23 protein-coding genes and 1 tRNA gene are annotated in these 24,555 nt (G+C 63.5%); 8 read left to right on the top strand and 16 right to left on the bottom strand.

Annotation, left to right across the window (positions count from 1 at the left end; translation table 11 throughout):
* The first annotated feature begins 142 nt into the window (after positions 1 to 142).
* Positions 143 to 3,091: a valine--tRNA ligase gene (locus tag ACLV74_RS09170; RefSeq protein ID WP_411879080.1), complete on the top strand. Its 2,949-nt coding sequence runs from the start codon at positions 143 to 145 to the stop codon at positions 3,089 to 3,091.
* 58 nt (positions 3,092 to 3,149) lie between these two features.
* On the opposite strand, the gene ACLV74_RS09165 is transcribed toward ACLV74_RS09170, so the two are convergent.
* On the bottom strand, positions 3,150 to 4,166 hold the full coding sequence (locus tag ACLV74_RS09165; RefSeq protein WP_411879079.1) for an NAD(P)-dependent oxidoreductase: 1,017 nt from the start codon (positions 4,164 to 4,166) through the stop codon (positions 3,150 to 3,152).
* Between the two features lie 125 nt (positions 4,167 to 4,291).
* Here ACLV74_RS09165 and galU point away from each other — a divergent pair, with 125 nt between their 5' ends.
* Positions 4,292 to 5,209, top strand: coding sequence for a UTP--glucose-1-phosphate uridylyltransferase GalU (gene galU / locus ACLV74_RS09160; protein ID WP_411879078.1), 918 nt, complete (start codon positions 4,292 to 4,294; stop codon positions 5,207 to 5,209).
* Positions 5,210 to 5,219: 10 nt separating this feature from the next.
* On the opposite strand, the gene ACLV74_RS09155 is transcribed toward galU, so the two are convergent.
* The 3 genes from ACLV74_RS09155 to cysM form a co-directional block, all read right to left on the bottom strand.
* Positions 5,220 to 5,447, bottom strand: a complete 228-nt coding sequence (locus tag ACLV74_RS09155) for a sulfurtransferase TusA family protein (protein ID WP_411879077.1) — start codon at positions 5,445 to 5,447, stop codon at positions 5,220 to 5,222.
* An 86-nt stretch (positions 5,448 to 5,533) separates the two neighbouring features.
* Positions 5,534 to 6,067, bottom strand: a complete 534-nt coding sequence (locus ACLV74_RS09150) for an NUDIX hydrolase (protein WP_411879076.1) — start codon at positions 6,065 to 6,067, stop codon at positions 5,534 to 5,536.
* Positions 6,068 to 6,155: 88 nt separating this feature from the next.
* On the bottom strand, positions 6,156 to 7,058 hold the full coding sequence (cysM, locus tag ACLV74_RS09145; RefSeq protein WP_411879075.1) for a cysteine synthase CysM: 903 nt from the start codon (positions 7,056 to 7,058) through the stop codon (positions 6,156 to 6,158).
* A 39-nt stretch (positions 7,059 to 7,097) separates the two neighbouring features.
* On the opposite strand from cysM, the gene ACLV74_RS09140 reads away from it, so the two are divergent.
* Positions 7,098 to 7,182: transfer RNA gene (locus tag ACLV74_RS09140), tRNA-Leu, on the top strand.
* A gap of 203 nt (positions 7,183 to 7,385) precedes the next feature.
* Entirely contained in the window at positions 7,386 to 8,432 is a 1,047-nt protein-coding gene (locus ACLV74_RS09135) for a S1C family serine protease (RefSeq protein WP_411879074.1), read from the top strand.
* Positions 8,433 to 8,438: 6 nt separating this feature from the next.
* Here the strand turns inward: ACLV74_RS09135 and ACLV74_RS09130 are convergent, their stop codons facing one another.
* Positions 8,439 to 10,028 carry a methyl-accepting chemotaxis protein gene (locus tag ACLV74_RS09130; protein ID WP_411879073.1) on the bottom strand — a complete coding sequence of 530 codons (1,590 nt, stop codon included), beginning with the start codon at positions 10,026 to 10,028 and terminating at the stop codon, positions 8,439 to 8,441.
* Positions 10,029 to 10,187: 159 nt separating this feature from the next.
* Positions 10,188 to 11,114, bottom strand: coding sequence for an NAD-dependent epimerase/dehydratase family protein (locus tag ACLV74_RS09125; RefSeq protein WP_411879072.1), 927 nt, complete (start codon positions 11,112 to 11,114; stop codon positions 10,188 to 10,190).
* Positions 11,115 to 11,174: 60 nt separating this feature from the next.
* Between ACLV74_RS09125 and ACLV74_RS09120 the strand changes: the two genes are divergently transcribed.
* Both ACLV74_RS09120 and ACLV74_RS09115 read left to right on the top strand, forming a co-directional pair.
* Positions 11,175 to 12,227 carry a CDP-6-deoxy-delta-3,4-glucoseen reductase gene (locus ACLV74_RS09120; RefSeq protein ID WP_411879071.1) on the top strand — a complete coding sequence of 351 codons (1,053 nt, stop codon included), beginning with the start codon at positions 11,175 to 11,177 and terminating at the stop codon, positions 12,225 to 12,227.
* A 159-nt stretch (positions 12,228 to 12,386) separates the two neighbouring features.
* Entirely contained in the window at positions 12,387 to 13,394 is a 1,008-nt protein-coding gene (locus tag ACLV74_RS09115) for a Bug family tripartite tricarboxylate transporter substrate binding protein (protein ID WP_411879070.1), read from the top strand.
* An 88-nt stretch (positions 13,395 to 13,482) separates the two neighbouring features.
* Here ACLV74_RS09115 and ACLV74_RS09110 read toward each other — a convergent pair whose 3' ends face one another.
* The 5 genes from ACLV74_RS09110 to ACLV74_RS09090 form a co-directional block, all read right to left on the bottom strand.
* Positions 13,483 to 13,857 carry a DUF2845 domain-containing protein gene (locus ACLV74_RS09110; RefSeq protein WP_411879069.1) on the bottom strand — a complete coding sequence of 125 codons (375 nt, stop codon included), beginning with the start codon at positions 13,855 to 13,857 and terminating at the stop codon, positions 13,483 to 13,485.
* A 164-nt stretch (positions 13,858 to 14,021) separates the two neighbouring features.
* On the bottom strand, positions 14,022 to 14,741 hold the full coding sequence (locus tag ACLV74_RS09105; RefSeq protein WP_411879068.1) for an ABC transporter ATP-binding protein: 720 nt from the start codon (positions 14,739 to 14,741) through the stop codon (positions 14,022 to 14,024).
* A 14-nt stretch (positions 14,742 to 14,755) separates the two neighbouring features.
* Positions 14,756 to 15,523: an ABC transporter ATP-binding protein gene (locus ACLV74_RS09100; RefSeq protein WP_411879067.1), complete on the bottom strand. Its 768-nt coding sequence runs from the start codon at positions 15,521 to 15,523 to the stop codon at positions 14,756 to 14,758.
* Positions 15,524 to 15,534: 11 nt separating this feature from the next.
* The gene (locus tag ACLV74_RS09095) at positions 15,535 to 16,653 is read right to left on the bottom strand and encodes an ABC transporter permease subunit (protein WP_411879066.1); all 1,119 of its coding nucleotides are present in this window, start codon (positions 16,651 to 16,653) and stop codon (positions 15,535 to 15,537) included.
* Between the two features lie 32 nt (positions 16,654 to 16,685).
* Positions 16,686 to 17,615, bottom strand: coding sequence for a branched-chain amino acid ABC transporter permease (locus tag ACLV74_RS09090; protein WP_411879065.1), 930 nt, complete (start codon positions 17,613 to 17,615; stop codon positions 16,686 to 16,688).
* Between the two features lie 372 nt (positions 17,616 to 17,987).
* On the opposite strand from ACLV74_RS09090, the gene ACLV74_RS09085 reads away from it, so the two are divergent.
* On the top strand, positions 17,988 to 18,881 hold the full coding sequence (locus ACLV74_RS09085) for a LysR family transcriptional regulator (RefSeq protein WP_411879064.1): 894 nt from the start codon (positions 17,988 to 17,990) through the stop codon (positions 18,879 to 18,881).
* 15 nt (positions 18,882 to 18,896) lie between these two features.
* Here the strand turns inward: ACLV74_RS09085 and ACLV74_RS09080 are convergent, their stop codons facing one another.
* The 3 genes from ACLV74_RS09080 to ACLV74_RS09070 form a co-directional block, all read right to left on the bottom strand.
* On the bottom strand, positions 18,897 to 19,910 hold the full coding sequence (locus ACLV74_RS09080) for an asparaginase (RefSeq protein WP_411879063.1): 1,014 nt from the start codon (positions 19,908 to 19,910) through the stop codon (positions 18,897 to 18,899).
* 132 nt (positions 19,911 to 20,042) lie between these two features.
* Positions 20,043 to 21,182, bottom strand: coding sequence for a branched-chain amino acid ABC transporter substrate-binding protein (locus tag ACLV74_RS09075; RefSeq protein ID WP_411879062.1), 1,140 nt, complete (start codon positions 21,180 to 21,182; stop codon positions 20,043 to 20,045).
* 182 nt (positions 21,183 to 21,364) lie between these two features.
* Positions 21,365 to 22,666, bottom strand: coding sequence for a replication-associated recombination protein A (locus ACLV74_RS09070; protein ID WP_411879061.1), 1,302 nt, complete (start codon positions 22,664 to 22,666; stop codon positions 21,365 to 21,367).
* Between the two features lie 132 nt (positions 22,667 to 22,798).
* Between ACLV74_RS09070 and ACLV74_RS09065 the strand changes: the two genes are divergently transcribed.
* The gene (locus tag ACLV74_RS09065; RefSeq protein ID WP_411879060.1) at positions 22,799 to 23,179 is read left to right on the top strand and encodes a nuclear transport factor 2 family protein; all 381 of its coding nucleotides are present in this window, start codon (positions 22,799 to 22,801) and stop codon (positions 23,177 to 23,179) included.
* A 7-nt stretch (positions 23,180 to 23,186) separates the two neighbouring features.
* Here the strand turns inward: ACLV74_RS09065 and lolA are convergent, their stop codons facing one another.
* Both lolA and ACLV74_RS09055 read right to left on the bottom strand, forming a co-directional pair.
* The gene (gene lolA, locus ACLV74_RS09060) at positions 23,187 to 23,840 is read right to left on the bottom strand and encodes an outer membrane lipoprotein chaperone LolA (protein ID WP_411879059.1); all 654 of its coding nucleotides are present in this window, start codon (positions 23,838 to 23,840) and stop codon (positions 23,187 to 23,189) included.
* A 5-nt stretch (positions 23,841 to 23,845) separates the two neighbouring features.
* Positions 23,846 to 24,555, bottom strand: a 710-nt coding sequence (locus ACLV74_RS09055) for a DNA translocase FtsK (protein WP_411879058.1), incomplete at its 5' end; no start/stop codon positions are given.

Genomic DNA, 24,555 nt, shown 5'->3' with positions numbered 1-24,555 from the left:
GCCCGGGAACGCCGCATGGGCTAACGCCCATGCAAGGGCCTGGGTGGCTCAATCGCCCGGTTTCACCCCAACGGGGAGGCAAGGGCGGCCCAGTCGAATAAAATCAGGGTAGTTTCACCCAACCCAAGGCGGCATCCCCTCGATGCCGTTTTTCATTGCCCCCATGACCAACGCTGCCGCCCCCGCCCTTGCCGATACCGCCCCCCCCGCCGCGGAGGCCGTCAAAGTCCCGACACCGGGACTGGACAGCCTGGCCAAATCCTTCGAGCCGGCCGCCATTGAACGCCGCTGGGGCCCCGAGTGGGAGCAAAGCGGCCAGTACGAGCCCACGCTGGACGCGGCCAAGCCCTCGTTCTCCATCCAGTTGCCGCCGCCCAACGTGACGGGCACGCTGCACATGGGCCACGCCTTCAACCAGACCATCATGGATTCGCTCACGCGCTACCACCGCATGCGCGGCCACAACACGCTGTGGGTGCCCGGCACCGACCACGCCGGCATCGCCACGCAGATCGTGGTGGAGCGCAAGCTGCAGGGCGAAGGCAAAAGCCGCCACGACCTGGGCCGCAAGAATTTCGTCGCCAAGGTCTGGGAGTGGAAGGAAGAGTCCGGCACCACCATCACGCGCCAGATGCGCCGCATGGGCGACTCGGTGGCCTGGAAGCACGAGTACTTCACCATGGACCCGAAGATGTCCACGGTGGTGACCTCGACCTTTGTGAAGCTGTATGAGCAGGGCCTGATCTACCGCGGCAAACGCCTCGTGAACTGGGACCCTATCCTGAAGTCCGCCGTGTCCGACCTGGAAGTCGAGAACGAAGAGCGCGACAGCTTCATGTGGCACATCGAATACCCCTTCAGCGACGGCCCGCAGAAAGCCGCCGACGGCTCGCCGCTGCGCGGCATGCACATCGCCACCACGCGGCCCGAAACCATGCTGGCCGACGGCGCGCTGGCGGTGCACCCTGACGACGAGCGCTACAAGCACCTGGTCGGCAAGATGGTCGACCTGCCGCTGTGCGACCGCAAGATTCCGGTGATCACCGACGACTACGTCGACCCGGAATTCGGCAGCGGCGTGGTGAAGATCACCGGCGCCCACGACTTCAACGACTACCAGGTCGCCCTGCGCCACAACCTGCCGCTGATCACCATCTTCACGCTGGACGCGAAGATCAACGAAAACGGCCCGGCGCAATACCAGGGCCTGGACCGCTACGACTGCCGCAAGGCCGTGCTCAAAGACCTGGAGGAACAAGGCTTCCTCGAAAAAGCCGTGCCGCACAAAAACATGGTGCCGATTTGCGCGCGCACCGGCGCGGTGGTCGAGCCCATGTTGACCGACCAGTGGTTCGTCGCGCTCAGCAAGGTCAGCGACCAGGACCCGACCGGCAAGTCGATCGCGCAGAAGGCGCGCGACGCCGTGAGCAGCGGCGAAGTGAAGTTCGTGCCCGAGCAGTGGGTCAACACCTACAACCAGTGGATGAACAACATCCAGGACTGGTGCATCTCGCGCCAGCTCTGGTGGGGCCACCAGATCCCGGCCTGGTACGACGAAGACGGCAAGGTCTATGTCGCCACCAACGAAGAAGAAGCACAGAAGCAGGCGCCCGGCAAAAAGCTCACGCGCGACGAAGACGTGCTGGACACCTGGTACTCGTCGGCGCTGGTGCCTTTCTCGTCGCTCGGCTGGCCCGAGAAGACCCAAGAGCTGTCGCTCTTCCTGCCGTCCAGCGTGCTGGTCACCGGCTACGACATCATCTTCTTCTGGGTCGCCCGGATGATCATGATGACCACGCATTTCACCGGCCAGGTGCCTTTCAAGGACGTGTACATCCACGGCCTGGTGAAGGACGCCCAGGGCAAGAAGATGAGCAAGTCCGAAGGCAATGTGCTGGACCCGGTCGACCTGATCGACGGCATAGAGCTCGCGCCGCTGCTCGAAAAACGCTCGCAAGGGCTGCGCAAGCCCGAGACCGCGCCGCAGGTGCGCAAGAACACCGAAAAAGAATTCCCCACGGGCATTCCGGGCTACGGCGCCGACGCGCTGCGCTTTACCTTCGCCGCGCTGGCCAGCCTGGGCCGCAGCATCAACTTCGACAGCAAGCGCTGCGAGGGCTACCGCAACTTCTGCAACAAGCTCTGGAACGCCACGCGCTTCACCCTGATGAACTGCGAAGGCCAGGACTGCGGGCTTGAAGAGCACAGCAAGGAACAATGCGCGCCCGGCGGCGAGTTCCACGGCTACCTGAGCTTCTCGCAGGCCGACCGCTGGATTTCATCGACCATGCAGCGCGTGGAAGCCGACGTGGCCAAGGGCTTTGCCGACTACCGCCTGGACAACGTCGCCGGCAGCATCTACCAGTTCGTCTGGGACGAGTTCTGCGACTGGTACCTGGAAATCGCCAAGGTGCAGATACAGACCGGCAACGACGCGCAAAAGCGCGCCACGCGCCGCACGCTGATCCGCACGCTGGAAGCCATCCTGCGCCTGGCGCACCCGGTAATTCCCTTCATCACCGAAGAGCTGTGGCAGACGGTGGCGCCCATCGCCGGCAAGACCGGCAAGTTCATCGGCGTCGCGCCTTATCCGCAAAGCCAGCCCGAAAAGATCGACGAAAAGGCCGAGGCCCACGTCGCCAAACTCAAGACCCTGGTCGACGCCTGCCGCAACCTGCGTGGCGAGATGAAGGTCTCGCCGGCCACGCGCCTGCCGCTCTTCGTGGTGGGCGACAGCGCCTTCATGACGGGTGTCGCACCCTTGCTCAAGTCGCTCGCCAAGCTCAGCGAAGTCAGGGTGTTTGAAAGCGAAACCGAATGGGCCGCGGCCGCGCAGTCCGCGCCCGTCGCCATCGTGGGCGAAGCCCGCGTCTGCCTGTACATGGAAGTCGACCTGGCCGCGGAAAAAATTCGCCTGCAAAAGGAAGAAGCCCGCCTGACCGTGGAGATCGCCAAGTCCGAGGCCAAGCTTGCCAACGAAGCGTTCGTCAGCAAGGTGCCGCCCGCGGTGCTGGAACAGGAGCGCAAGCGTCTGGCCGACAACCAGGCAGCCCTGGACAAGATCCGCGAGCAGCTGGCCCGGTTGAAGTAAGCGCAAACGCCGCCCGTAAAAAAGCCCCGTTCAACGGGGCTTTTTTATGGCTGCGTGGTCACCGGATCATGAATTCGGGCTCGGACCATTGGGAGGGGGAGACCCCGCCCGGCTCCAGGTCCATGGGCCCGCTGGGCAGCTGGTCCATGCCGCTGTGCTGCGCCGCGCCTATGGCTTCATGCATGCGGTGCGCCACATACCAGCTCGAGCGCAGGCGCGCCTCGCGCGTGTGCGAGCCCAGGCGCGGCGTGACGAACAAGTTCTTCAGGCCCTTGAGCGGGGAGGTGTCGCCCAGGAAGCTGGCCTCGGCGCCGTCGAGGATGCAGGCCTCGATACGGCCGTCGCACAGCGCCGCCGCCAGCGCGGTTTCGTCAAACAGTTCGCTGCGGCTGATGCCCACCCACAGCTGGTTGCGCTTGCAGCCCGCCAGCAGTTTTTCATTCACAAAGCCGCGAAAGCGTGTGGCATACAGCATCTGCACCGACACCGCGTCGGCCTGGGCCACAAGCTCGGGCAACGACACCGGCTGTATGCGCAGGCGCTCCCAGATAGGCGCCGTGTGGTGCACCGCCGGGTCGTAGCCGATCAGGCGCACGCCGAGGCCGCTCAGCATGCCGGCCAGCGTGTGCGCGGTCGGAGCCAGGCCCAGGATGCCTACGGTGCTGCCGTGCAGCTCGCGGCCCATCTGCGTCGTCGGGTGGCGGCGTCCCATCAGGGCCGACACCAGGCCGCGGCGATACAGCAGCAGCAGGCTGCTCAAAAGGTATTCGGCATTGGAACGGACGTTGGCGCTGCTGGCATGCACGACCTTGATGTCGCGCTCCTTGCAGGCTTCGAGGTCGGTGTTGTCCGTGCCCACGTGCAGGCGGCCCACGGCCCTGAGTTTGGGCAGGAAGTCGAGGAATTCGCGCGTGACGACGGTCTGGCGCGGAAAGACGATGCCCTTGGTTTTATAGGCAATCTTGCGCAGGGAAATCAGGTCATCGGCAAGCTCCGGATGGTAGCCCACGCTGTGCCGGGTTTCGAGCCACGCCATAGCCTCGGGCACGAGTGCGTCAAGAAGTAAGATGTCCACCCAGTGAGTCCTTTTTCCTGCAGACTGCAGATTGCGCCGTGGGACCACGTCAAGTCGAGCGCTTGTCCGACCCGCGCGATTGTCTCAACAACGCAACACTCTAGTCTTTTCCCCGATCAAAGTCGATGCAAAAATTTACATTACACAAAGCAGTGTTCCCGGTGGCCGGTCTCGGCACCCGGTTTCTACCGGCCACCAAGGCCCAGCCCAAGGAAATGCTCCCCGTCGTCGACAAGCCGCTGATCCAGTACGCGGTGGAAGAGGCTTACGCGGCAGGCATCCGTCACATGATTTTTGTGACAGGACGCAATAAACGGGCCATCGAAGATCACTTTGATACTGCCTACGAGCTTGAGAACGAGCTGGAAGTAGCCCAAAAGCACGCCTTATTGGCCCTCGTGCGATCCGTCCAGCCCGACGACATGAATTTTTCCTACGTTCGCCAGCCCCGCTCCCTGGGTTTGGGCCATGCGGTGCTGTGCGCTGAACACCTGGTCGGCCAGGAAGCTTTCGCGGTCTTGCTGGCCGATGACCTGATGGTCGGACCCAAAGGCGGCAAGCCGGTGCTGGCCCAGATGGCCGAACAGTTCGCCGAAGTCCAGCAATCCATCCTGGCGGTGCAGGAAGTGCCGCAGGACCAGACCCGCCGTTACGGCATCGTCGCCACCGAAGGCGCCAGCACGGGCCTGATGAAAGTCCGGAAAATCGTGGAAAAACCGGCGCCCGACGTGGCACCGTCGCGCATGGGCGTGGCCGGGCGTTACATCCTGACGCCGGCGATTTTTGACCATATCCGCAGCCAGAAGGCCGGCGTGGGCGGTGAACTGCAGCTCACCGACGGCATTTCAAGCCTGCTGGCCAAGGAAACGGTCTACGCCCTGCAATACGAAGGCAAACGCTACGACTGCGGCAGCAAAGAGGGCTTCCTGGAGGCCACGGTCGAGCTGGCGCTGGAGCACCCCGAAGTGGGTGCTCATTTCAGGAACTACCTGGAAAACCTGCAGATCGGCTGGTCGGGCCGGGAACGTCGCAAGCAGGCCTGAACGATGCGCCTCAGCGGCGCTTGAGCACGTGGATGAAGTCGCTGCCGGCAACCTGCTGCTCGACGAGTTCATTGCCGGTTTGCTTGGCAAAGGCCTGGAAATCCCGGGTCGAGCCCGAATCGGTGGACACCACCCGCAACAACTGGCCGCTGGCCATTTCGGTCAGCGCTTTTTTCGCTTTCAGGATGGGCAGCGGGCAGTTCAGGCCGCGGGTGTCGAGTTCTTTGTCGATGTTCATGGAAATCCTTGGGTTGCTGCGATTTTAAGCAAAGCGCAAAGCCCCTTCAGCGGGACAACCCCAGTCCGGCAAGCCAATCCGGTCTGCTATTCCGTCCGTTTGGCCCATTCCACAAACTCCGGCTCATGCCCGCGCGTGCGCAGCCAGTCGGCCAGCGCGTAGCCCGTGCCCGCGGGCCAGCATTTGATCTTGTCGAGGTCATAAAGCCGGTAATCCACCAACTCCGGCGACAGGCTGACCTCGCCCGTGCACACCGCGTGGTAGGCGATGATCACCTGGTTCATGCGCTGAAAGTCGTAGACGCCGATCAGGTCCAGCGAGCTGGTTTCCAGGTTGGTTTCTTCCTTGATTTCCCGCTCGATGCCGCCCTGCGGCGTCTCGCCGGCTTCCATGAAGCCGGTGATCAGCGCGTACATCTTGCCCGTCCAGGCCGCGTTGCGGGCCAGCAGCACCTGGCCGTGGTATTCGATCACGGCGGCCAGCACGGGCGTGGGATTGTTCCAGTGGGTGAAGCCGCAAGCCGGGCAGCGAAGCCGCGCCTTTTCGCCGCCGTCTTCCATCTGCGACACCATGGCCAGAGGGGTCGCGCAGTTCGGGCAAAACCGGAATTCGTGGGTCATGGTGAGGGGAATAAAGGTGGAAAAGAAGGGATTCAGGCGCGCCGCCCGCTATATTTTCAATAGCTGCCGGTACACACCTGGAAAGGCCTCAAGCCGGAAACACGCCGGTGGACAGGTAACGGTCGCCGCGGTCGCAGACCACAAAGACGATGACCGCGTCTTTCACGGTCCTGGCGATCTCCTGCGCCACCCAGAGCGCCCCAGCGGCCGAGATGCCGGCAAAAATCCCCTCTTCGCGCGCCATGCGCCGGCACATGTCTTCAGCATCGGCCTGGCTGACGAGCACCAGCTCGTCGACCTTGCTGGCGTCGTAAATCTTCGGCAGGTATTCCTGTGGCCATTTGCGGATGCCGGGGATGCGTGAACCCTCGCTGGGTTGCGCGCCGATGATCTTGATGGCCGGATTTTTCTCTTTCAGGTAGCGCGAAACCCCGGTGATCGTGCCAGTCGTGCCCATCGCACTGACAAAATGTGTCACCTTGCCTGACGTATCTGTCCATATTTCGGGGCCGGTGGTCTCGTAATGGATGCGCGGATTGTCGGCATTGGCGAACTGGTCCAGCACCCGGCCCTTGCCCTCTTTCTGCATCTGGTCGGCCAGGTCGCGCGAATATTCGATGCCGGCGCTTTTCGGCGTCAGGATCAGCTCGGCGCCAAAGGCCTTCATGGTCTGGGCGCGTTCGATGCTCAGGTCCTCGGGCATGATCAGGACCATCTTGTAGCCCTTGATCGCGGCGGCCATGGCCAGGGCAATACCCGTGTTGCCCGAAGTGGCTTCGATCAGCGTGTCGCCCGGCTTGATGTCGCCGCGCTCCTCGGCGCGCTTGATCATGGACAGCGCCGGCCGGTCTTTCACCGAACCGGCGGGGTTGTTGCCTTCAAGCTTTCCCAGGATGACGTTGCCTCGTGCGGCGTTCTCTGCGGCGTAAATTCTTTGCAGCGCGACCAATGGCGTTTTGCCAATCGCGTCTTCAATGGTTGGATAGTTCATGACCACACTGTGCCATAATTTGAGGCTTCGCTCATTCCAGCCCGGGTGGTGAAATTGGTAGACGCAGGGGACTCAAAATCCCCCGCCGCAAGGCGTGCCGGTTCGATTCCGGCCCCGGGCACCACATCCCGAAAGCCGTCTCATGACCTTGTTCATGGACGGCTTTTTTGTTTTTTCCTCCGAGACGGTAGGCAGCACAAGGCTGTTACTTTTACCCCCGGATTTTTTGACCCTGCCGCTTGCAACGCCATTTAATAAAGCGCATTCTTGAGGCGCGGCTGGCCTGTCCTCTTTGCCCGCGCCCTCTTGCCGCGTCTGGAGTCCGTCATGTGCAGCTTGCGTTTGCGTCATTGGCTCTGTCTCCTCCTCTCCGGCACCCTGCTGCTGGGCGCGGCCCACGCGGCCACGCCGCCGCCGCCGGCCCAAGCCATGATCGATGCGCTGACGCGGGCCACGACGGCCGTGGTCGGGGTCAAGGTCACGGCGACGGAAGGCGCGCGGTCCGCCGAAACTTTGGGCCTGCGGCGCGCGGGCTCGGGCGTGCTGATCAGCCAGGACGGGCTGATCCTGACCATCGGCTACCTGATGCTGGAGGCCGAGCAGATCGAGATCGTCACCCAGGACAACAAGACACTGCCGGCCCGTGCCGTCGCCTACGACCTGGCTACCGGCTTCGGGCTGGTGCGCCCGCTGCTGCCGCTGCGCAACGTGGCCGTGGCGGCCCTGGGCAGCAGCCGGGACCTGCAGCCGGGCGAGCCGCTGATGGCGGTGACCGGCCCGCAGGGCGACGACGACGGCGACGTGAGCATGACGCGGCTGGTCAGCCGGCGCGCGTTCTCGGGCAGTTGGGAATACCACATCGAGTCCGCGCTGTTCACCAGCCCGCCGGTGATGGCCAGCGGCGGCAACCACAGCGGCGCGCCGCTGTTCAACCAGCGGGGCGAGCTGATGGGCATAGGCTCGCTGTTCGTGTCGGATGCGACGGGCGAAAACCGCCGCCTGCCGGGCAACATGTTTGTGCCCATAGACCTGCTGCGCCCCATCCTCGCGGAACTGCAGCGCGCGGGCTATAGCGCCAAGAGCCGCAGGCCGTGGCTGGGCATCACCTCCAACGACCAGGGCGGGCGCATCCAGATCCTGCGTGTCAGCAAGGAAAGCCCTGCGGACCTGGCCGGGCTGGAGGCGGGCGACGTGGTGCTGGCGGTGGACGACGCGAAGGTCGCGACGCTGGAGGCCTTCTACAAAAAGCTCTGGGACCACGCCGCGCCCGACGCGGAAATCCGGCTCACGGTGCTGCAGGGCGCGGAGATCAAGACCATCGTGCTGCGCGGCCAGGACCGCATGCTGACGCTGAAAAAACCGCCGGGTATCTGAACGAACTTACGCGGGGACGGGCGCCGTGCGGTGCAGGTCCCTGCCTATGGCCTGGAAGTGCAGCGCGGCCGACGGCGCGGCTTCCGGCTCGTCATCCAGCTTGAACTCATCCACCGCGGCCTGAAGCTGCAGCGTCTGCTCGGCCAGCGAGGCCGCCGCCGTGGAGGCCTGCTCGACCAGCGCGGCGTTCTGCTGCGTCGCCTGGTCCATCAGCACCATGGCCTTGTTCACATGCTCGATGCCGTTGCTCTGCTCCACCGACGCGGCGGATATCTGCTCAAGCAGGCTGCTCACGCGTTTGACGGCCTGCACGATGTCCTGCATGGTGCGGCCGGCCTGGCCGACCAGTTCAGAGCCGTTCTCGACGTGGGCCACGGAGTCGGCGATCAGCGTCTTGATCTCGCGCGCCGCCTCCGCGCTGCGTTGCGCGAGGCCCCGCACTTCGGTCGCCACGACCGCGAAACCGCGGCCCTGCTCGCCGGCGCGCGCGGCTTCGACCGCCGCGTTGAGCGCCAGGATGTTGGTCTGGAAGGCGATGCCTTCAATGACGGCGATGATGTCCACGATTTTTTTGGAACTGCCGCTGATGGCCGCCATGGTGTCCACCACCTGGGCCACCACCGCGCCGCCGCGTTCGGCGGTGCCGGACGCATTGGCCGCCAGACCACTGGCCGAGCGCGCATGCTCGGCATTGAGCTTCACGGTGGAGGTCAACTCTTCCATGCTGGAGACGGTTTCTTCGAGCGAAGCCGCCTGCTCTTCGGTGCGGCGCGACAAATCGGCATTGCCGGCGGCGATGTCGCGCGACGCCAGGGTGATCGAATCGGTCGAGCCCTTGATGCGGCTGACCAGGTCGGTCAGCGTGTCTTCCATGCCGCCGAGTGCGCCCAGCAGACGGCCGAAGTCGCCTCCGCGCTCGGTGGCGAATTCCTGGCTCAGGTCGCCGGCCGCCACGGTTTCGGCGATGTAGATGGCTTCCTTGAGCGGCTGCGCAATGCTGCGGCTCAAGCGCCAGGCCACCAGGCAGCCCACCAGCAGGGCGGCCAGGCCGAGCGCTACCATCCAGCGCTGCGCCGATGCGATGCCGGCCCTGGCCTGCCGCGCCTGCAGTTCCGTCAACGCGGCCAGTTCCAGTTGCAGCCGGTCCAGCGTGGGGCGCGCTTCGCCCATCCATGCGCGGGCGGCGCCCCCGCGGTCACCCGCTTCGGATTGTTTGTTGATCTTGCCCAGGGCCTGTGCATGGGCCGACTGCGCGCTGCGCGCGCGCGCGAGCAAGGCTTTTTCTTCGGCAGGCGGCGCGCCATCGTCGAGTGCCGCCAGCGCATCCGCTGCGGTTTTTTCGCCGGCCGCGAGTTGCTGGCGCGCGGCGGCCGCCTGGGCGGCATCGCTCGCCAGGGCCAGTTCCAGGGTCGCGCGCGCGCTGGCCTGCGACCAGGCGCTGAGCGCCGCAGTGGCCCCAGCGCGCGAGCCGCCTTCGCCGTTCCCGGCGCCGGCCATGTGGGTCAAGCCCACCGCCATCAGGCTGGCCGTCAGCAGCAATACCAGGCCGAAGCCCATCCCAAGCCGCGTGCTGACCTTCAAGTTGTCCAATTGCATGGTGTTGTCTCCTGCAAGCCTCTCCCGTCTCAAGATGCGGGAGAGCCCAACTCAGGCACGGTATCAAGAAAGGCGCAGGCCGATGCCGATGAAGAGCACGGGAAAAAGGCCTCTATTCAGCGAATTGCCGGCCTTCAACCCGGTTAGCCGGCCGGAGGCTTATTCCGCCACCAGCCCCTCGGCCACCGTGGGATAGCACAGCCGCACGCGCAGCTCTTTTTTGAGGCGGCTGTTGTCCAGCCGGCGCGACTCGCTCATGAAGCTCAGCAGCATCAGGGGCAGCTCGTCCTGCGCCGTATCGCGCGCCAGGCGCGGCGGCCGCGGCAGGCCGTAAAGGTCTGCCGCCAGGTCGAAGTAGTCGCCCATCTTGAGCCGCGTGTCGTCGCTGGCGTTGCTGGCGCGCTGCGGTTTGCCGCGCCACAACGCCGCCAGGCAGGCGCGGGCCAGGTCGTCGGCGTGGATGTGGTTGGTGTAAACGTCGTCTTCGGCGCGCAGCACCGGCGTGCCCTTGAGCAGCCGGCCGCGCGGCGTGCCGCCTTCGCGGTCGGGTGCGTAAATGCCGGGGATGCGCAGCAGGTGCACGCGCGTGCCGGTGGCGCGGCCGAAGACCCGCAGGTGCGCCTCGGCATGCACGCGGCGCCAGGCGCGCGGCGTATGGGGGTTCAGCGGCCGGGTTTCGCGCACCCAATCGCCGCCGCAGTCGCCGTACACCCCGCTGGTGGAGGCGTAGACCAGGGAGCGCGGCAGGCTGCGCAGGCGCAGGGCGCGCAGCAGGGCCAGGGTACGCGGGTCGTAGCGCCAGTCGGGCTTGTCGCTGGGGGGCGGAGCCAGGTGCAGCACCCGCGTGGCCAGCCCGGCCAGGCGGCGCAGCGAGGCGCCGTCGTCCAGGTTGCCCTGCAGCGGCGTGATGCGTTGAGTCCGCAATTCGGGCACGCGCGCGGCCGACGAGGTGAGTGCCATGAGCCTGGCGTTGCGCGGCAGTTGCCGGGCCGCGCGCAGGCCCACGTCGCCGCAGCCGACGATCAAAATCCGCTCCCGGCGGAAGCGAAAAGGCAGTGCGCCTAAGGGATTCGAGTTTGAGGGCAAAATTGGGGGTTGCCGGGGAAACCGGCCAGGTCGAGAACAGATACCGCAAGGATACCGAATATGAGCTTTAACGTGACCGTGCAGCCCAGCGGCCGGACTTTCATTGCCCAGGTGGACGAGCCCCTGCTGGCAGCCGCCATCCGCCAGGGCATAGGCCTGCCCTACGGCTGCAAGGACGGTGCCTGCGGCTCCTGCAAGTCGAAAAAGCTGGAGGGTACGGTGACCCACGGCGCCCACCAGGTCAAGGCCCTGTCGCCCGAGGAAGAAGCCGCCGGTTTCATCCTGACCTGCTGCGCCACGGCCCATTCCGACGTTGTCATCGAATCGCGCCACGTCACCGATGAAAGCGCCTTCCCGGTCAAGAAGATGCCGGTGCGCATCAATAGCCTGGCCAAGGCTTCGCACGACGTGATGCTGGTGCGCCTGCAGCTGCCGGCCAGCGACGTTTTCAAGTACCACGCCGGCCAGTATGTGGAGTTTTTGCTGCGCGACGGCGACCGCCGCGCCTATTCCATGGGCAATGCGCCGCACACCCAGGCCGAAAACCCGGGCGTGGAACTGCACATCCGCCACATGCCGGGCGGCAAGTTTACCGAGCACGTCTTCGGCCCGATGAAGGAAAAGGAAATCCTGCGCATCGAGGGCCCCTTCGGCAGCTTCTACCTGCGCGAAGACAGCGACAAGCCCATGGTGCTGCTGGCCTCGGGCACCGGCTTCGCGCCCATCAAGGCGCTGATCGAGCACCTGCAATTCAAGGGCATCACGCGCCCGGCCGTGCTGTACTGGGGCGGCCGCCGCCCGGCCGATTTGTACATGGACGAGTGGGTCAAGACCAAGACGGCTGAAATGCCGAACCTGCGTTATGTGCCGGTGGTCTCCAACGCCCTGCCCGAAGACAACTGGACGGGCCGAACCGGCTTTGTCCACCAGGCTGTGCTGGAAGACTTTTCTGACCTGTCGGGCCACCAGGTCTATGCCTGCGGCGCGCCCATCGTGGTGGATTCGGCCCAGGCCGCCTACATCGCGGCCGGCTTGCCGGAGGACGAGTTTTACGCCGACTCTTTTGTGACCGAGAAGGAAAAGGCCCAGGCAACCGTTCCCGCCGAAACCTGAGATCTCAAAACTCAGCGGCATCCCTGACAAACAAGAAGAATAAAGAAGAAGAAAAAGAAACGCCCCGGCTGATGCATCAGCCGGGGCTTTTTTATGGGCCACTGAACCGTGAACCCAACCCCGCAGCGGCGGCGCGCGGTTTTTTGCAACAATAGGGCCATGAACACCCGCCCCACCCCCACCCTCACCCTGCCCACCCTGCTCGCCAGAAGCCTGGCTGTACTTTTTTTGGCCGGCGCGGCCCTCTCGTCGCCCGCGGCGCTGGCCCAGTCCAGGGTCATGCGCATCATCGTGCCGTATGCCGCCGGCGGCCCCATCGACGTGACGGCACGCCTGATGGCCGAGCGTGTGAAGGACTCGCTGGGCACCGTCATCATTGAAAACAAGCCGGGCGGCGGCGGCAACATCGGCGTCGATGCGATCGCCAAGGCGCCGCCCGACGGCCTCACGATAGGCATTTCCGCGGTGGCCACGCACGCCATCAACCCCTGGCTCTACAGCAAGATGCCTTACAACGCCGCCACCGATTTCGCGCCCATCACGCAGATGGTGCGCGTGCCCAATGTGCTGGTGATCAACGCCGACACCGCGCAGCGCCTGAACATCCACACGCTGGCCGACCTCATCAAGTACGCCAAGGCCAACCCGGCCAAGCTCAACTACGCCAGCGGCGGCAACGGCAGCGCGGGCCACCTGGCCGGCGAAATGTTCAAGGCGCGCGCCGGCATCTTCGCGCTGCACATTCCCTACAACGGCGGCAATCCGGCGCAGCTGGCGCTGCTCAGCGGCCAGGTGGATTTCAACTTCGACAACCTCGCCACGGCCTCTGCCAACATCAAGGCCGGCAAGCTCAAGGCGCTGGCGGTGACGACTGCCCAGCGCAGCGCCCTCCTGCCCGACGTGCCCACGGTCGCCGAAACACTCAAGGGCTTCGAGATCGACACCTGGTGGGGCCTGGTGGCGCCCGCCGGCACGCCGAAAGATGTGGTGACCAAACTCAACCAGGCCTTTGTCGCCGCGCTGAATTCCCCCGAAGCCAAAACCCGCTTCGCCACGCTGATGGCCGAACCCGTGGCCAGCACGCCCGAGCAGTTCGGCGCCTTCATGAAAAGCGAACTCGCCAAGTATGAAAAAGTGGTGAAGGCTTCCGGCGCGAAGGTGGACTGAACAGGCCCGAATCAAATCCAGCGCCCATGAAAAAAGGCCGGCACCCGCAAGGGGGCCGGTCTTTTTATTTGTCCATCGCCGTGATGGCTCAGCGGGTTACGCGCTCTCCGTAGCGAATGCTCGTCAGGGACCCTCCCTCAAACAGCAGCATGGTCATGAACTGCCCGTAGCCGGGGTTGTAAGTCCACTCTTCGACCTGCACACAGCTATTGACGGTGATGTTGGTGACGTTGGTGCTGTTGCCGGAGACGACGGGCGCGCCGGCCACCGTTTCCTGCGTGGGTTTGCAGAAGCTGTCTTTCATGACGGGCTCGCCGCATTTTTGCAGGATGGTCCCTTTGGAGTTGCCGATCTGCGCCAGGTCGCCCTTGCAGCGCAGCGACTGGGCGGAGGCGCCCGTGGACAGGGACGAGGCCAGGAAGGCCAGGATCACGGCGGCGGTACGGACAATGGATGGGTTCATGTTCAACTCCCCGGAGTTCGAAAAAAGGTGCGCCTGGTGCGCACCTTTTGAACTCTATGCCCAAAGATTTGGCGCCGCAAGGGATTTGTACCCCGCGCCGCTTCGCTCAAGTTACGGCTGTAATGCGCACCCCGCAACGCCGTCCGGCATGCGGGGTTTTCAGTTTATTCGCCGAGGTAGGCGGCCCGCACGCGCGGGTCGTTGAGCAGCTCTTTCGCGTCGCCGTTCATGGTGACGTTGCCCGACTCCATGACGTAGCCGCGGTTGGCGATGCCCAGCGCGCGGCTGGCGTTCTGCTCGACCAGCAGCACCGTCACGCCGCGGGCGGAGACGTCTTTCACGACCTCGAAAATCTTGTCGACCATGATGGGCGACAGGCCCATGGACGGCTCGTCCAGCAGCAGCACCTTGGGACGGCTCATCAGCGCGCGGCCCATGGCCAGCATCTGCTGCTCGCCGCCGGACATGGTGCCGGCCAGCTGGTCCTTGCGCTCGCGCAGGCGCGGGAAGAGCACGAACATCTTCTCGATGTCTTCGGCGATGCCGGCCTTGTCGCTGCGGATGTAGGCGCCCATCTGCAGGTTCTCGGTGATGGTCATGCGGGTGAACACGCCGCGGCCTTCCGGCACCATGGCCAGGCCTTCCTTGACCAGGTCCCAGGCGCCGCGGCCCTTGATGCTTTTGCCGAGGTATTCGATGTCGCCGTCCAGCATCGGCAAGGTGCCGGTGATGGCTTTCATGGTGGTGGTTTTGCCGGCGCCGTTGGAGCCGATCAGGGTCACCAGTTCGCCGTCGTGGACTTCGAAGTCAACGCCCTTGACCGCCTGGATGCCGCCGTAGGCGACCTTCAGGCCGGTCACTTTGAGGAGTGTGTTTGCTGCCATGTTCTTGCTTTCCTTCAATGACCGGTGCCCAGATAGGCGGTGATCACTTTTTCGTCTTTTTGTACATCGGCGGGCGCGCCTTCGGCGATCTGCTTGCCGTAGTCGAGCACGGTGACGCGGTCGCACAGGCCCATGACCAGCTTGACGTCATGCTCGATCAGCAGGATGGTGCGGTTGTCCTTGCGGATGCGGTCTATCAGTTCGCGCAGTTGCACTTTTTCGGTGGCGTTCATGCCGGCGGCCGGCTCGTCGAGCGCGATCAGTTGCGGGTCGGTGGCCAGAGCCCGGGCGATTTCCAGGCGGCGCTGGTCGCCGTAGCTCAGGGTGCGCGCCTTGAAGTCGGCGTACTTGCCGATGCCGACATAGTCGAGCAGTTCCTGCGAACGCTTGGCAATCGCGGCCTCCTCCTGCTTGAAGCCCGGCGTGCGGAGCACGGCCCCGATGAGGCCGGAGTTGGTGCGGATGTGGCGGCCGACCATCACGTTCTCGAGCGCCGTCATGTCGGCGAAGAGGCGGATGTTCTGGAAGGTGCGGGCAATGCCGGCCTTGGCCACTTCGTGCACGGCGGTCGGCTTGTAAGCCTTGCCGGCGAGCTCGAAGGTGCCGCTGTCGGGCGTGTAAAGGCCGGTCAGCACGTTGAAGAAGGTGGTCTTTCCGGCGCCGTTTGGGCCGATCAGGCCGTAGACCTGGCCGCGCTCGATGTGGATGCCGACGTCGCTCAGGGCCTGCAAACCGCCGAAGCGCTTGGAGACACCGGAGACTTTAAGAATGGTTTCGCTCATGTCCATTCTCCTTAGGGGTTGATTGACTGGATGGGGTCTTTGCCGGGGACCTTGTTGAGCGACTTGCCGTGCTCAGCGGAAGGCCAGAGGCCGCGCGGCCGCATCAGCATGATGGTGATCATGGCCAGGGCGATGAGCAGCTGGCGCAGGATGGCGGAATCGAGGCGGCCGTCGGTCATGGCCTGCAGCGGGCCGGCCACGTGGCGCAGCACTTCGGGCAGTGCGGCCAGCAGCAAGGCGCCCAGGATGACGCCCGGCAGGTGGCCGATGCCGCCCAGCACCACCATGGCGACGATCATCACCGACTCCATCAGGCTGAAGGATTCGGGCGAGACAAAACCCTGGAAGGCGGCGAACATCGAGCCGGACACGCCGCCGAAGGTGGCGCCCATGCCGAAAGCCAGCAGCTTCAGGTTGCGGGTGTTGATGCCCATGGCCTTGGCGGCGATTTCGTCTTCGCGGATCGCCATCCAGGCGCGGCCTATGCGGGAGTTTTCCAGGCGGTGGCAAATGACGACCGAGACGATCACCAGCACCAGGAACAGGTAGTAGTACATCGACACCGAGTTGACCTCGAAGCCGAAGAACTCATGCGGCTTGCCCAGGTCGAAGCCGAAGAACTTCATCGAGTCGATCTGGTTGATGCCCTTGGGTCCGTTGGTCAGGTTGATGGGGCGGTCCAGGTTGTTCAGGAACACACGGATGATTTCACCGAAGCCCAGCGTCACGATGGCCAGGTAGTCGCCGCGCAGCTTGAGCGTCGGGGCGCCCAGCATCACGCCGAAGAAACCGGCGAGCGCCGCGGCGGCCGGAATGATGGCCCAGATCGGCAGGTGCAGCCCGTTCGGGAAGTCCTTGGCGATCCAGGGGAAGGCTTCGGCCAGGTGGGGCGAACCCAGCAGCGCGAACAGGTAGGCGCCGACGGCGAAGAAGGCGACGTAGCCGAGGTCCAGCAGGCCGGCGTAGCCGACCACGATGTTCAGGCCCAGGGCCAGCAGCACGTAGAGCAGTGCCATGTCGACGATGCGCACCCAGGCGTTGCCGCCCTGTTGCAGGATCAGGGGCAGCACCAGCAGCGCCGCCGCGACGACCAGGAAGGTCACCAGTTTTTTGGATTGCGTGGTATTCATGAATGTTCTCCTTGTGTACGGATGGACAGGCCTTACGCCCGGTCCGCTACACGCTCACCGAGCAGGCCTGAAGGCCGCAGCGTGAGGACAAAAATCAGCACGATAAAGGCGAAGATGTCGGAGTACTGGCTACCCAGCACGCCGCCCGTCAGCGGACCGATGTAGCCCGCGCCAATCGATTCGATGAGGCCCAGCAGGATGCCACCCAGCACCGCGCCGCCCAGGTTGCCGATGCCGCCGAAAACGGCCGCCGTGAAGGCCTTGAGGCCCGGCAAAAAGCCCATGGTGTGCTGCACCGTGCCGTAGTTGGAGGCGTACATGACGCCGGCCAGCGCCGCCAGGACGGCGCCGATGATGAAGGTGGCCGAGATGACGGTGTCGGGCTTGACGCCCATGAGCGCCGCCACACGCGGGTTCTCGGCGGTGGCCCGCATGGCGCGGCCCAGCTTGGTGTAATGGACCAGCCACATCAGGATGGAAAGGGAAACAACCGTGGCACCCAGGATAAAGAGCTGGGTCACCGTGATGACGGCGCCGGCGACCTGGAAGGGCTCGCTCGGCAGCAGGGTGGGATAGGGCTTGTAATTGGGCTTCCAGATCATCATGGCCAGCGTCTGCAGCAGCAGCGACATGCCGATGGCGGTGATCAGCGGGGCCAGTTTGGGAGAATTTCGCAGCGGCCGATAGGCGATTTTCTCAATCGCGAAATTCAGGGCGCCGCAGACGACAAAGGCGATCAGCAGCGATATCAGCAGGATCAGCCAGCCCGGCGTGCCCGGCATGGAGCTCTGCATCAGGCCGATGATGGTCCAGCTGGTGAGCGCGCCCACCATCAAAACCTCGCCGTGCGCAAAATTGATCAGGTTGATGATGCCGTACACCATCGTGTAGCCCAGGGCGATCAGGGCATACATGCTGCCCAGGACCAGACCGTTGATGATCTGCTGTAGCAATACTTCCATAACTCACTCTCCCGTCCGATTGATTGAAATTGTGAACTCCGCCTGGCGGCCGCCCTACGCCGGGATCACCGGCGGCTGGCGCGAGTTAACAAAAAGCCCGCCTATCAAAACCAGGTAACTGGGTTGGGTGGCGAGCTAATCCGCGAATTGTAGCCATCGGCCTTAAGCGAGAATCGGGCCAAGTGGGCGGTTTTCGCGGGGTTTACCCTTAACATTCAGTGAAACATCGAATTTTAATTTTTCATTAGTTTCTCTTATGCGAGTTGTTCTTGAAAATCAAGCCTAATGGGACACCAAGTGGGATACCAGCCTCGCAGGCTTCGCCAAACCGCTTGAATAAATAAGTCAATTTCTCCATTCTTGGATTGCGACATGCGGTTTCATAAATACGAGGCTATCAACGCGGTATTCCTTTGCGGCACCGTCACAGGCGCGGCAAAGATGCTCAACCTTTCGCAGCCGGCCGTGTCCCGCCTTATCTCAAGCGCGGAAAATGAACTCGGCTTCCTCCTGTTTCATCGCCAGCAAGGGCGAATGGCGCCGACAGACGAAGCCCAGCAGCTGCGTCCGGCGATTCTGAAAATCATGGAATCGATGAGCCACGCCGCCTCGCTGGCCGCGGGCTTGCGCAACGGCGGTACCAGGCAATTAAGGATCGCAGCCGTCCCTTCCCTGGCCACAGCCGTATTGCCGCGAGCGGTTAAATCATTCATTGGGCAATATCCCAAATGCAAGCTGACACTGGAAACCTACCATTACGACTCCCTTGTTGATGCGCTTCTGGCCGGGCACGTCGATATCGGATTTGTTTATGAACCGGTAGCGCATGCGGCGCTGGCGACCACAGACCTGCTGCAGGCCTTTTTCTGTTCGGTGTCGACATCCGGCTATTTTTCGAAAGCCAAAAAAACCATCTCCGTCCAGGACCTTGCTTCCTGCAACATCATCGGATTGAGCAAGGATGACCTTGTTGCGTCGCTGATCGCCCAGACGGACGGGATGGCGGACATTGCGCTCACCCGCAATGTTTCGGTCGAAACCAGCGTAGTGGCCATGCATCTGGCCGCACAGGGGATGGGCGTCGCGCTGGTTGACTCCCTGACGGGTGCACTGGGAAAGCTGCACGGCGCGCAGGTCTTGCCCTTTAGCCCCGAAGTGCCCATACGGGTGGCCGCAATGCGCCTGGTTACACACCAGGCCACACTTCCTGAGAAAAAGTTTATTGAGCATTTCGCGGCCCAGGCCCGCCTGATTCAAGCTGGTTGACATCGCAAATCGGGCTCAGTAGTTGTCAAAGTAGCGCTGCAGTTCCGGCGCGTCCTGCTTCAGGGTCAGTGCGAGACTGAGCAGCACACGGGCTTTTTGGGGGCTGAGCGTGTCGGAGCTTATGCTGCCGAAAGCGTCGTCGTCTACCGCGCCGTTGCGCGACACAAGCCCGCTTCCGGTGCGGGAGCTCCTGACGACCGCGACGCCACGGAGAATCGCCTCACGATAAGCCATCTGGTGAACGCTGGAAATCGACCCGTTTCCGGTGCCCGCATGGACAAGGCCGCGTGTGCCACCGTCCAGGAAAGCCCGAATACTTTCGCTACCCGCGCCGGCGTAGGCATAAACAATATCCACCTTGGGCAGGCTTTGGAGGCCCGACACACTGAAAGGCGAATTAATCGTATGGTGGCGCGACGGCATCCGATGAAGTTTGACATCGCCGTTTTGCATATAGCCGACGCATCCGAATTCCGGACTGCAAAAACTGTCGATTGACGACGTATGGGATTTGGTCACCTCCCGGGCCGAAAAGATCCGTTCATTTGCCACGACCATCACACCAAATCCTCGCACCTGGGGGCTGGCCGCGAGTTGCACCGCCCGCAGGAGATTCAAAGGTCCATCCGCACTGATGGCGGTTGCGGGCCGCATGGCCCCCACCACCACGACCGGCTTGGCCGTCTTCAAAGCCAGGTGCAGAAAGTAGGCGGTTTCCTCCAGCGTATCGGTTCCCTGCGTCAGCACAAAGCCGTCCGGCTCTTCGGTCTGGTCGAGCCGGGAAATCGCATGGGCCAGGAGAAGCCAGGTATCGGTGGAGAAGTTTTCGCTGCCCAACTGGCTGATCTGCAGCGCGAGCAATTCGACCTCCCTGGGCAGGTAAGGGGCCAACGGCGCCAAAGTGTCGGCCGCGGAAAGCTGCGAATCCTGGTAGCTGAGTACGTCGGATGCGGAACTGGCTTCGCCCGCGATGGTGCCCCCGGTGCCCAGGACGGCAATCCTTGTTTTTCGCATCAATGTTTCAACCATTGCGTTAAAGATGGAGGAACCGCCCCGCTGACGATCGCACTATGGGTCGCGTTGCGGGACGGGTACCAGGAGGGCAGCAGCGGGAATCAACGCCGCTGTCTTTTCGCCTGGCGCCTGGCTGGGCAGGCGCTGTCACTTCATGGTGACAAGCGTGGTTTTGACACCCTGCGGATAGGTGGACAGCGTGACGGCCGCGTTCTTGCGCTGGCCCGTTCCGTCAAATTCAATATGCCCGGTGATGCCTTCATACTTTGTCTTGCCGACATAGGCCAGGTATTTGGCGGGCTCCGCAGAACCGGCAGCCCGCATGGCATTGGCCAATATCATGACGTTGTCGTAGGCATAAGGTGCGTAAACCACGACATCGGTGCTGTAGGCGGCTTTGTAGCGTTGAGCAAAACCGGGGCCTCCCTTCATATCCATCAAGGCTTCGCCGCCGTCGCCGCAAATCACGTTTTTTCCGACCGCCTGCGCACCAAGCTTGGGCAGATCACCGGTGCAGACACCGTCACCGCCCATGAAGGGAAGCTGTCCAATCCCCAACTGGGCCATTTGGCGAAGCATGGAACCGGCCTGCCCATCCAGGCCGCCAAAAAAGACGGCCTGCGCCTTTTTGCCCTTGATCGTCGTCAGGATGGGAGAAAAATCAGTGGCCTTGTCACTGGTAAATTCACGCGCGACGACTGTTCCGCCCAACGATTTGAAGGTTTTTTCAAACTCGTCCGCCAGGCCCTGGCCATATGCCGTACGGTCGTCAATCAAGGCGACGCTGTGAATCTTGAGCTTGGTGGCCGCAAAAACAGCCAATGCGCTACCTATCATTCCGTCGTGGGCAATGGTGCGGAACGTGGTTTTGTAGCCCAGTTGGGTGAGTTTCGGATTGGAAGCCGCAGGCGTGATATGCGGAAGGCCTGCCTCGCTGTAAATCCGGGCAGCGGGAATGGTGGTGCCGCTGTTGTTATGCCCCACGACACCATTGACACCGCTATCGACCAATTTTTGCGCAACGGCGGTCCCCTGTTTCGGGTCGGCCTGATCGTCTTCTGAAATCAGCTCGAACTTCACGGCCTTGCCGCCAATCCTGAACTGGCTGGCATTGAGGTCTTCAATGGCAAGCTGCGCGCCGCGCTCGTTGTCCTTGCCGTAATTTGCGGCGGGGCCGGACAGCGGGCCGACGACGGCTATTCTTACTTTGTCCTGGGCGAAAGCCGAAGCTGCCGAAACAACGAGCAGTACGGAAAGAGCGCTTTTTACGCAATAACTTGACGACATGACGACTCCTGATGAATTGAGGAGTCGGTAGTATCAAGCGGAGGTTTCCCCTTGAGGCATGCGCAGACGGGGCATGCCATGCAGAAAGCGTATGCGCCGTTTTGGGGAGCACCGGCCCGGACCATGGCAGGCCTGTTTCATGGCCCGCCGACGGCAATCCACGCGGGCTGCCTGCGTGGGGTTCATTTCTTCCCGTCGTTTTTTACGCGCAGTTGCTCGAGCTTTTCAGCAATTTTCATTTCCAGCCCTCTGTTGACCGGCCGATAAAAGCCCGGGGCCCGCATGCCTTCGGGGAAGTAGTTCTCGCCTGCCGCGAAGCCGTCTTCCTCGTCGTGGGCATAACGGTAGTTTTTGCCGTAGTCGAGCTGCTTCATGAGCTTTGTTGGTGCATTGCGCAAATGCAAAGGCACCGGGCGGGTGCCGTCCTTGCTGATGAAGGCCTTGGCTTCGTTGAAGGCCTTGTAGACCGCGTTGGACTTGGGCGCCACCGCCAGGTAAATCACGCACTGGGCCAGCGCGAGCTCGCCCTCGGGGGAGCCCAGGCGCTCATAGACCTCGGCGGCGTCCAGCGCCATGCGCAGGGCGCGCGGGTCGGCCAGGCCTATGTCTTCGCTGGCCATGCGGACCAGCCGGCGCGCCATGTAACGCGGCTCGGCGCCGCCGTCCAGCATGCGCATGAACCAGTAGAGCGCGGCGTCGGGGTCTGAGCCGCGCACCGACTTGTGCAGCGCCGAGATGGTGTCGTAGAACTGTTCGCCGCCCTTGTCGTAGCGGCGCAGGCGCTCGCCCAGCACCTTGAGCAGCCAGGCGTCGCTGACCTCGGTGACCTTTTCGGCCTTGGCCGCGACGCTGAGGGACTCCAGCGTGTTGAGCAGGCGCCTGGCGTCGCCGTCGGCATAGGCCACCAGGCGGTCGGCGGCGTCATCCGCAATGGTTTCGATAGCCGGCAGCGCTTTTTCCGCGAGGACCTTGGCCACGATCTGCTTCAGGTCCGCCTCACCCAGCGGCTGCAGCACGTAGACCACGGCGCGCGACAGCAGGGCCGAGTTCACCTCGAACGAGGGGTTTTCGGTGGTCGCGCCTATGAAGGTGAAAAGGCCGCTTTCCACATGCGGCAAAAAAGCATCCTGCTGGCTCTTGTTGAAGCGGTGCACCTCGTCGACGAACACGATGGTGCGGCGACCGCTTTGCGCCTGCCAGATGCTGGCCTGCTCCACCGCCTCGCGTATGTCCTTGACGCCGCCCAGCACGGCCGAGATGGTGATGAAGTGCGCGTCAAAACTGCTGGCCATGAGCCGCGCGATGGTGGTCTTGCCCACGCCGGGCGGCCCCCAAAGGATGCAACTGTGCGGCTGGCCGGACTCGAAGGCGATGCGCAGCGGCATGCCCTCGCCCAGCAAATGCTGCTGGCCTATGACTTCGCCCAGGTTTTGCGGGCGCAGGCGTTCGGCCAGGGGCTGGTGGTTGGAGGAGGCGGCTTTCACGGGGAGGCTGGAAAACGGAAGGTCAAGGGGATGATGAGGGGCAATGACACGAGTCTAAGCCACGGAGCCCGACCCGCCGGCAGGGTTGCGGCAAGTCCTGTACAACAGCAGGAAGCTCCGAAGGAACATCTCATGCCAAGCCCCGAAACCCTGGAACGATTTATTGCCCGCGTGGAACAAAACGCCCATGCCGAAGCCATTGAAGAGTTCTACACCGAGAACGCGTCCATGCAGGAAAACCAGGCCTCGCCGCGCGTGGGACGCGACAAGCTGGTGCTGGGCGAGCAGAAGGTAATGGAGAGAGCGAAGTCACTGACCTCGACCTGCGTGCGCCCTGCACTCCTCCAGGGCGATAACGTGGTGATCCGGTGGATCTTCCGCTTTGAGTGGCAGGACGGCAGCCGCACCGAGATGGAAGAGCTCGCCTGGCAGCGCTGGGAGGGCGAGCGCATCGCGGAGGAAACCTTTTTCTACGATCCTGCGCAGCGGCTTCCCAAGCCTCCCGTGGCCTAAAACCTGTTTACTGCCGGATCACGTCCGCACCCTTGGGCGGCGTGAAGCGGAAGGTGTCGGCCGGCAGGTTGGGATTAACCTCGACCTTGCTGAAGCTCAGCACGGAGCGCTGGCCGAAACTGTCGATGATCTCGAGCGCGGCCAGGCCCGAGGATTTTTCACCAGGGCGAAAACCCACGCGTACGGCCTGCAACTGGCCGTCCTTGGCCTTGGGCGTGGCCACCACCCATTGCAGGCCGTCGGCGTCGGGCGCCGACGCCAGGGTGAAGTCGGCCTGTAGCGCGCGCAAATCAGGCGCTGCCGCAATCAGGGCTGCAGGGGTGGAGCCCAGCGCGCTGGACTGCTTGCGCGAGGTGACCTGGTTCAGGTCCGCGTCGTAGAGCCACAGCGTCTGGCCGTCGGCCACGATGCTTTGCTCGAAGGGCTTCTTGTAAATAAAGCGAAAGCGGTTGGGCCGGGAAAACTCGAAGGTGCCGGTGGAGGTTTTGCTGCGCGCGGCCTGCCCGTCCCTGGCCGGCGCGGTGACGACCTGGGTGAAGTCGGCGCGGCCGCTGCTCACGGTCTTCACGAAGGCCTCCAGGCTTTCCAGGCCGTTGGCCCAGGCGGAATGCGCGCAAGCCGCCGTCAGAACAATTGCGATTGCAAAATACTTTTTCATCATGATCGTCACTCCGCCCTTGCGGGCACCAGGATTTCGCGCTGGCCGCTGCCGCTCATGGCACTGACCAGCCCGGCTTTTTCCATATCTTCGACCAGCCGCGCCGCGCGGTTGTAGCCGATCTTCAGGTGACGCTGCACCAGTGAAATGCTGGCCTTGCGGTTCTTCAGCACGACTTCCACAGCCTGGTCGTACATCGGGTCTTTCTCGCCGCCGCCGTTGCCGCCGTCGCCCAGCAGGTCCCCGTCTTCGCCGTCGACGGTGCCGCCCTCGAGCACGCCGTCGATGTAATTGGGTTCGCCCTGCTGCTTCAGGTAAGCCACCACGCGGTGCACTTCGTCATCACTCACAAACGCACCATGCACCCGGATTGGAAAGCCTGTACCACTCGGCATGTAAAGCATGTCACCCATTCCCAGCAAAGCCTCCGCGCCCATCTGGTCCAGGATGGTGCGGCTGTCGATCTTGCTGCTGACCTGGAAGGACAGGCGGGTCGGGATGTTGGCTTTGATCAGGCCGGTGATCACGTCGACACTGGGGCGCTGGGTGGCCAGCACCAGGTGGATGCCGGCGGCGCGGGCTTTTTGCGCCAGGCGGGCGATCAGTTCCTCGATCTTCTTGCCGACCACCATCATCAGGTCGGCCAGTTCGTCGATCACCACAACGATGTAAGGCAGGCGCTCCAGCGGCTCGGGCTGCTCGGGCGTGAGGCTGAAGG

The organism is Polaromonas sp. YR568 (assembly GCF_943369415.1).
Taxonomy (GTDB): Bacteria; Pseudomonadota; Gammaproteobacteria; order Burkholderiales; family Burkholderiaceae_C; genus Polaromonas.
This window is presented reverse-complemented; position numbering and strand designations above follow the sequence as displayed.

Excerpts from the sequence above, each read along its gene's own strand:
- ACLV74_RS09095 (WP_411879066.1), bottom strand. The coding sequence starts at position 16,653 with ATGAATACCACGCAATCCAAAAAACTGGTGACCTTCCTGGTCGTCGCG.
- ACLV74_RS09170 (WP_411879080.1), top strand. The coding sequence starts at position 143 with ATGCCGTTTTTCATTGCCCCCATGACCAACGCTGCCGCCCCCGCCCTT.
- ACLV74_RS09120 (WP_411879071.1), top strand. The coding sequence starts at position 11,175 with ATGAGCTTTAACGTGACCGTGCAGCCCAGCGGCCGGACTTTCATTGCC.
- ACLV74_RS09115 (WP_411879070.1), top strand. The coding sequence starts at position 12,387 with ATGAACACCCGCCCCACCCCCACCCTCACCCTGCCCACCCTGCTCGCC.
- ACLV74_RS09065 (WP_411879060.1), top strand. The coding sequence starts at position 22,799 with ATGCCAAGCCCCGAAACCCTGGAACGATTTATTGCCCGCGTGGAACAA.
- cysM (WP_411879075.1), bottom strand. The coding sequence starts at position 7,058 with ATGAACTATCCAACCATTGAAGACGCGATTGGCAAAACGCCATTGGTC.
- lolA (WP_411879059.1), bottom strand. The coding sequence starts at position 23,840 with ATGATGAAAAAGTATTTTGCAATCGCAATTGTTCTGACGGCGGCTTGC.
- ACLV74_RS09085 (WP_411879064.1), top strand. The coding sequence starts at position 17,988 with ATGCGGTTTCATAAATACGAGGCTATCAACGCGGTATTCCTTTGCGGC.
- ACLV74_RS09105 (WP_411879068.1), bottom strand. The coding sequence starts at position 14,741 with ATGGCAGCAAACACACTCCTCAAAGTGACCGGCCTGAAGGTCGCCTAC.
- galU (WP_411879078.1), top strand. The coding sequence starts at position 4,292 with ATGCAAAAATTTACATTACACAAAGCAGTGTTCCCGGTGGCCGGTCTC.
- ACLV74_RS09075 (WP_411879062.1), bottom strand. The coding sequence starts at position 21,182 with ATGTCGTCAAGTTATTGCGTAAAAAGCGCTCTTTCCGTACTGCTCGTT.
- ACLV74_RS09150 (WP_411879076.1), bottom strand. The coding sequence starts at position 6,067 with ATGACCCACGAATTCCGGTTTTGCCCGAACTGCGCGACCCCTCTGGCC.
- ACLV74_RS09080 (WP_411879063.1), bottom strand. The coding sequence starts at position 19,910 with ATGGTTGAAACATTGATGCGAAAAACAAGGATTGCCGTCCTGGGCACC.
- ACLV74_RS09090 (WP_411879065.1), bottom strand. The coding sequence starts at position 17,615 with ATGGAAGTATTGCTACAGCAGATCATCAACGGTCTGGTCCTGGGCAGC.
- ACLV74_RS09130 (WP_411879073.1), bottom strand. The coding sequence starts at position 10,028 with ATGCAATTGGACAACTTGAAGGTCAGCACGCGGCTTGGGATGGGCTTC.
- ACLV74_RS09135 (WP_411879074.1), top strand. The coding sequence starts at position 7,386 with ATGTGCAGCTTGCGTTTGCGTCATTGGCTCTGTCTCCTCCTCTCCGGC.
- ACLV74_RS09155 (WP_411879077.1), bottom strand. The coding sequence starts at position 5,447 with ATGAACATCGACAAAGAACTCGACACCCGCGGCCTGAACTGCCCGCTG.
- ACLV74_RS09110 (WP_411879069.1), bottom strand. The coding sequence starts at position 13,857 with ATGAACCCATCCATTGTCCGTACCGCCGCCGTGATCCTGGCCTTCCTG.
- ACLV74_RS09100 (WP_411879067.1), bottom strand. The coding sequence starts at position 15,523 with ATGAGCGAAACCATTCTTAAAGTCTCCGGTGTCTCCAAGCGCTTCGGC.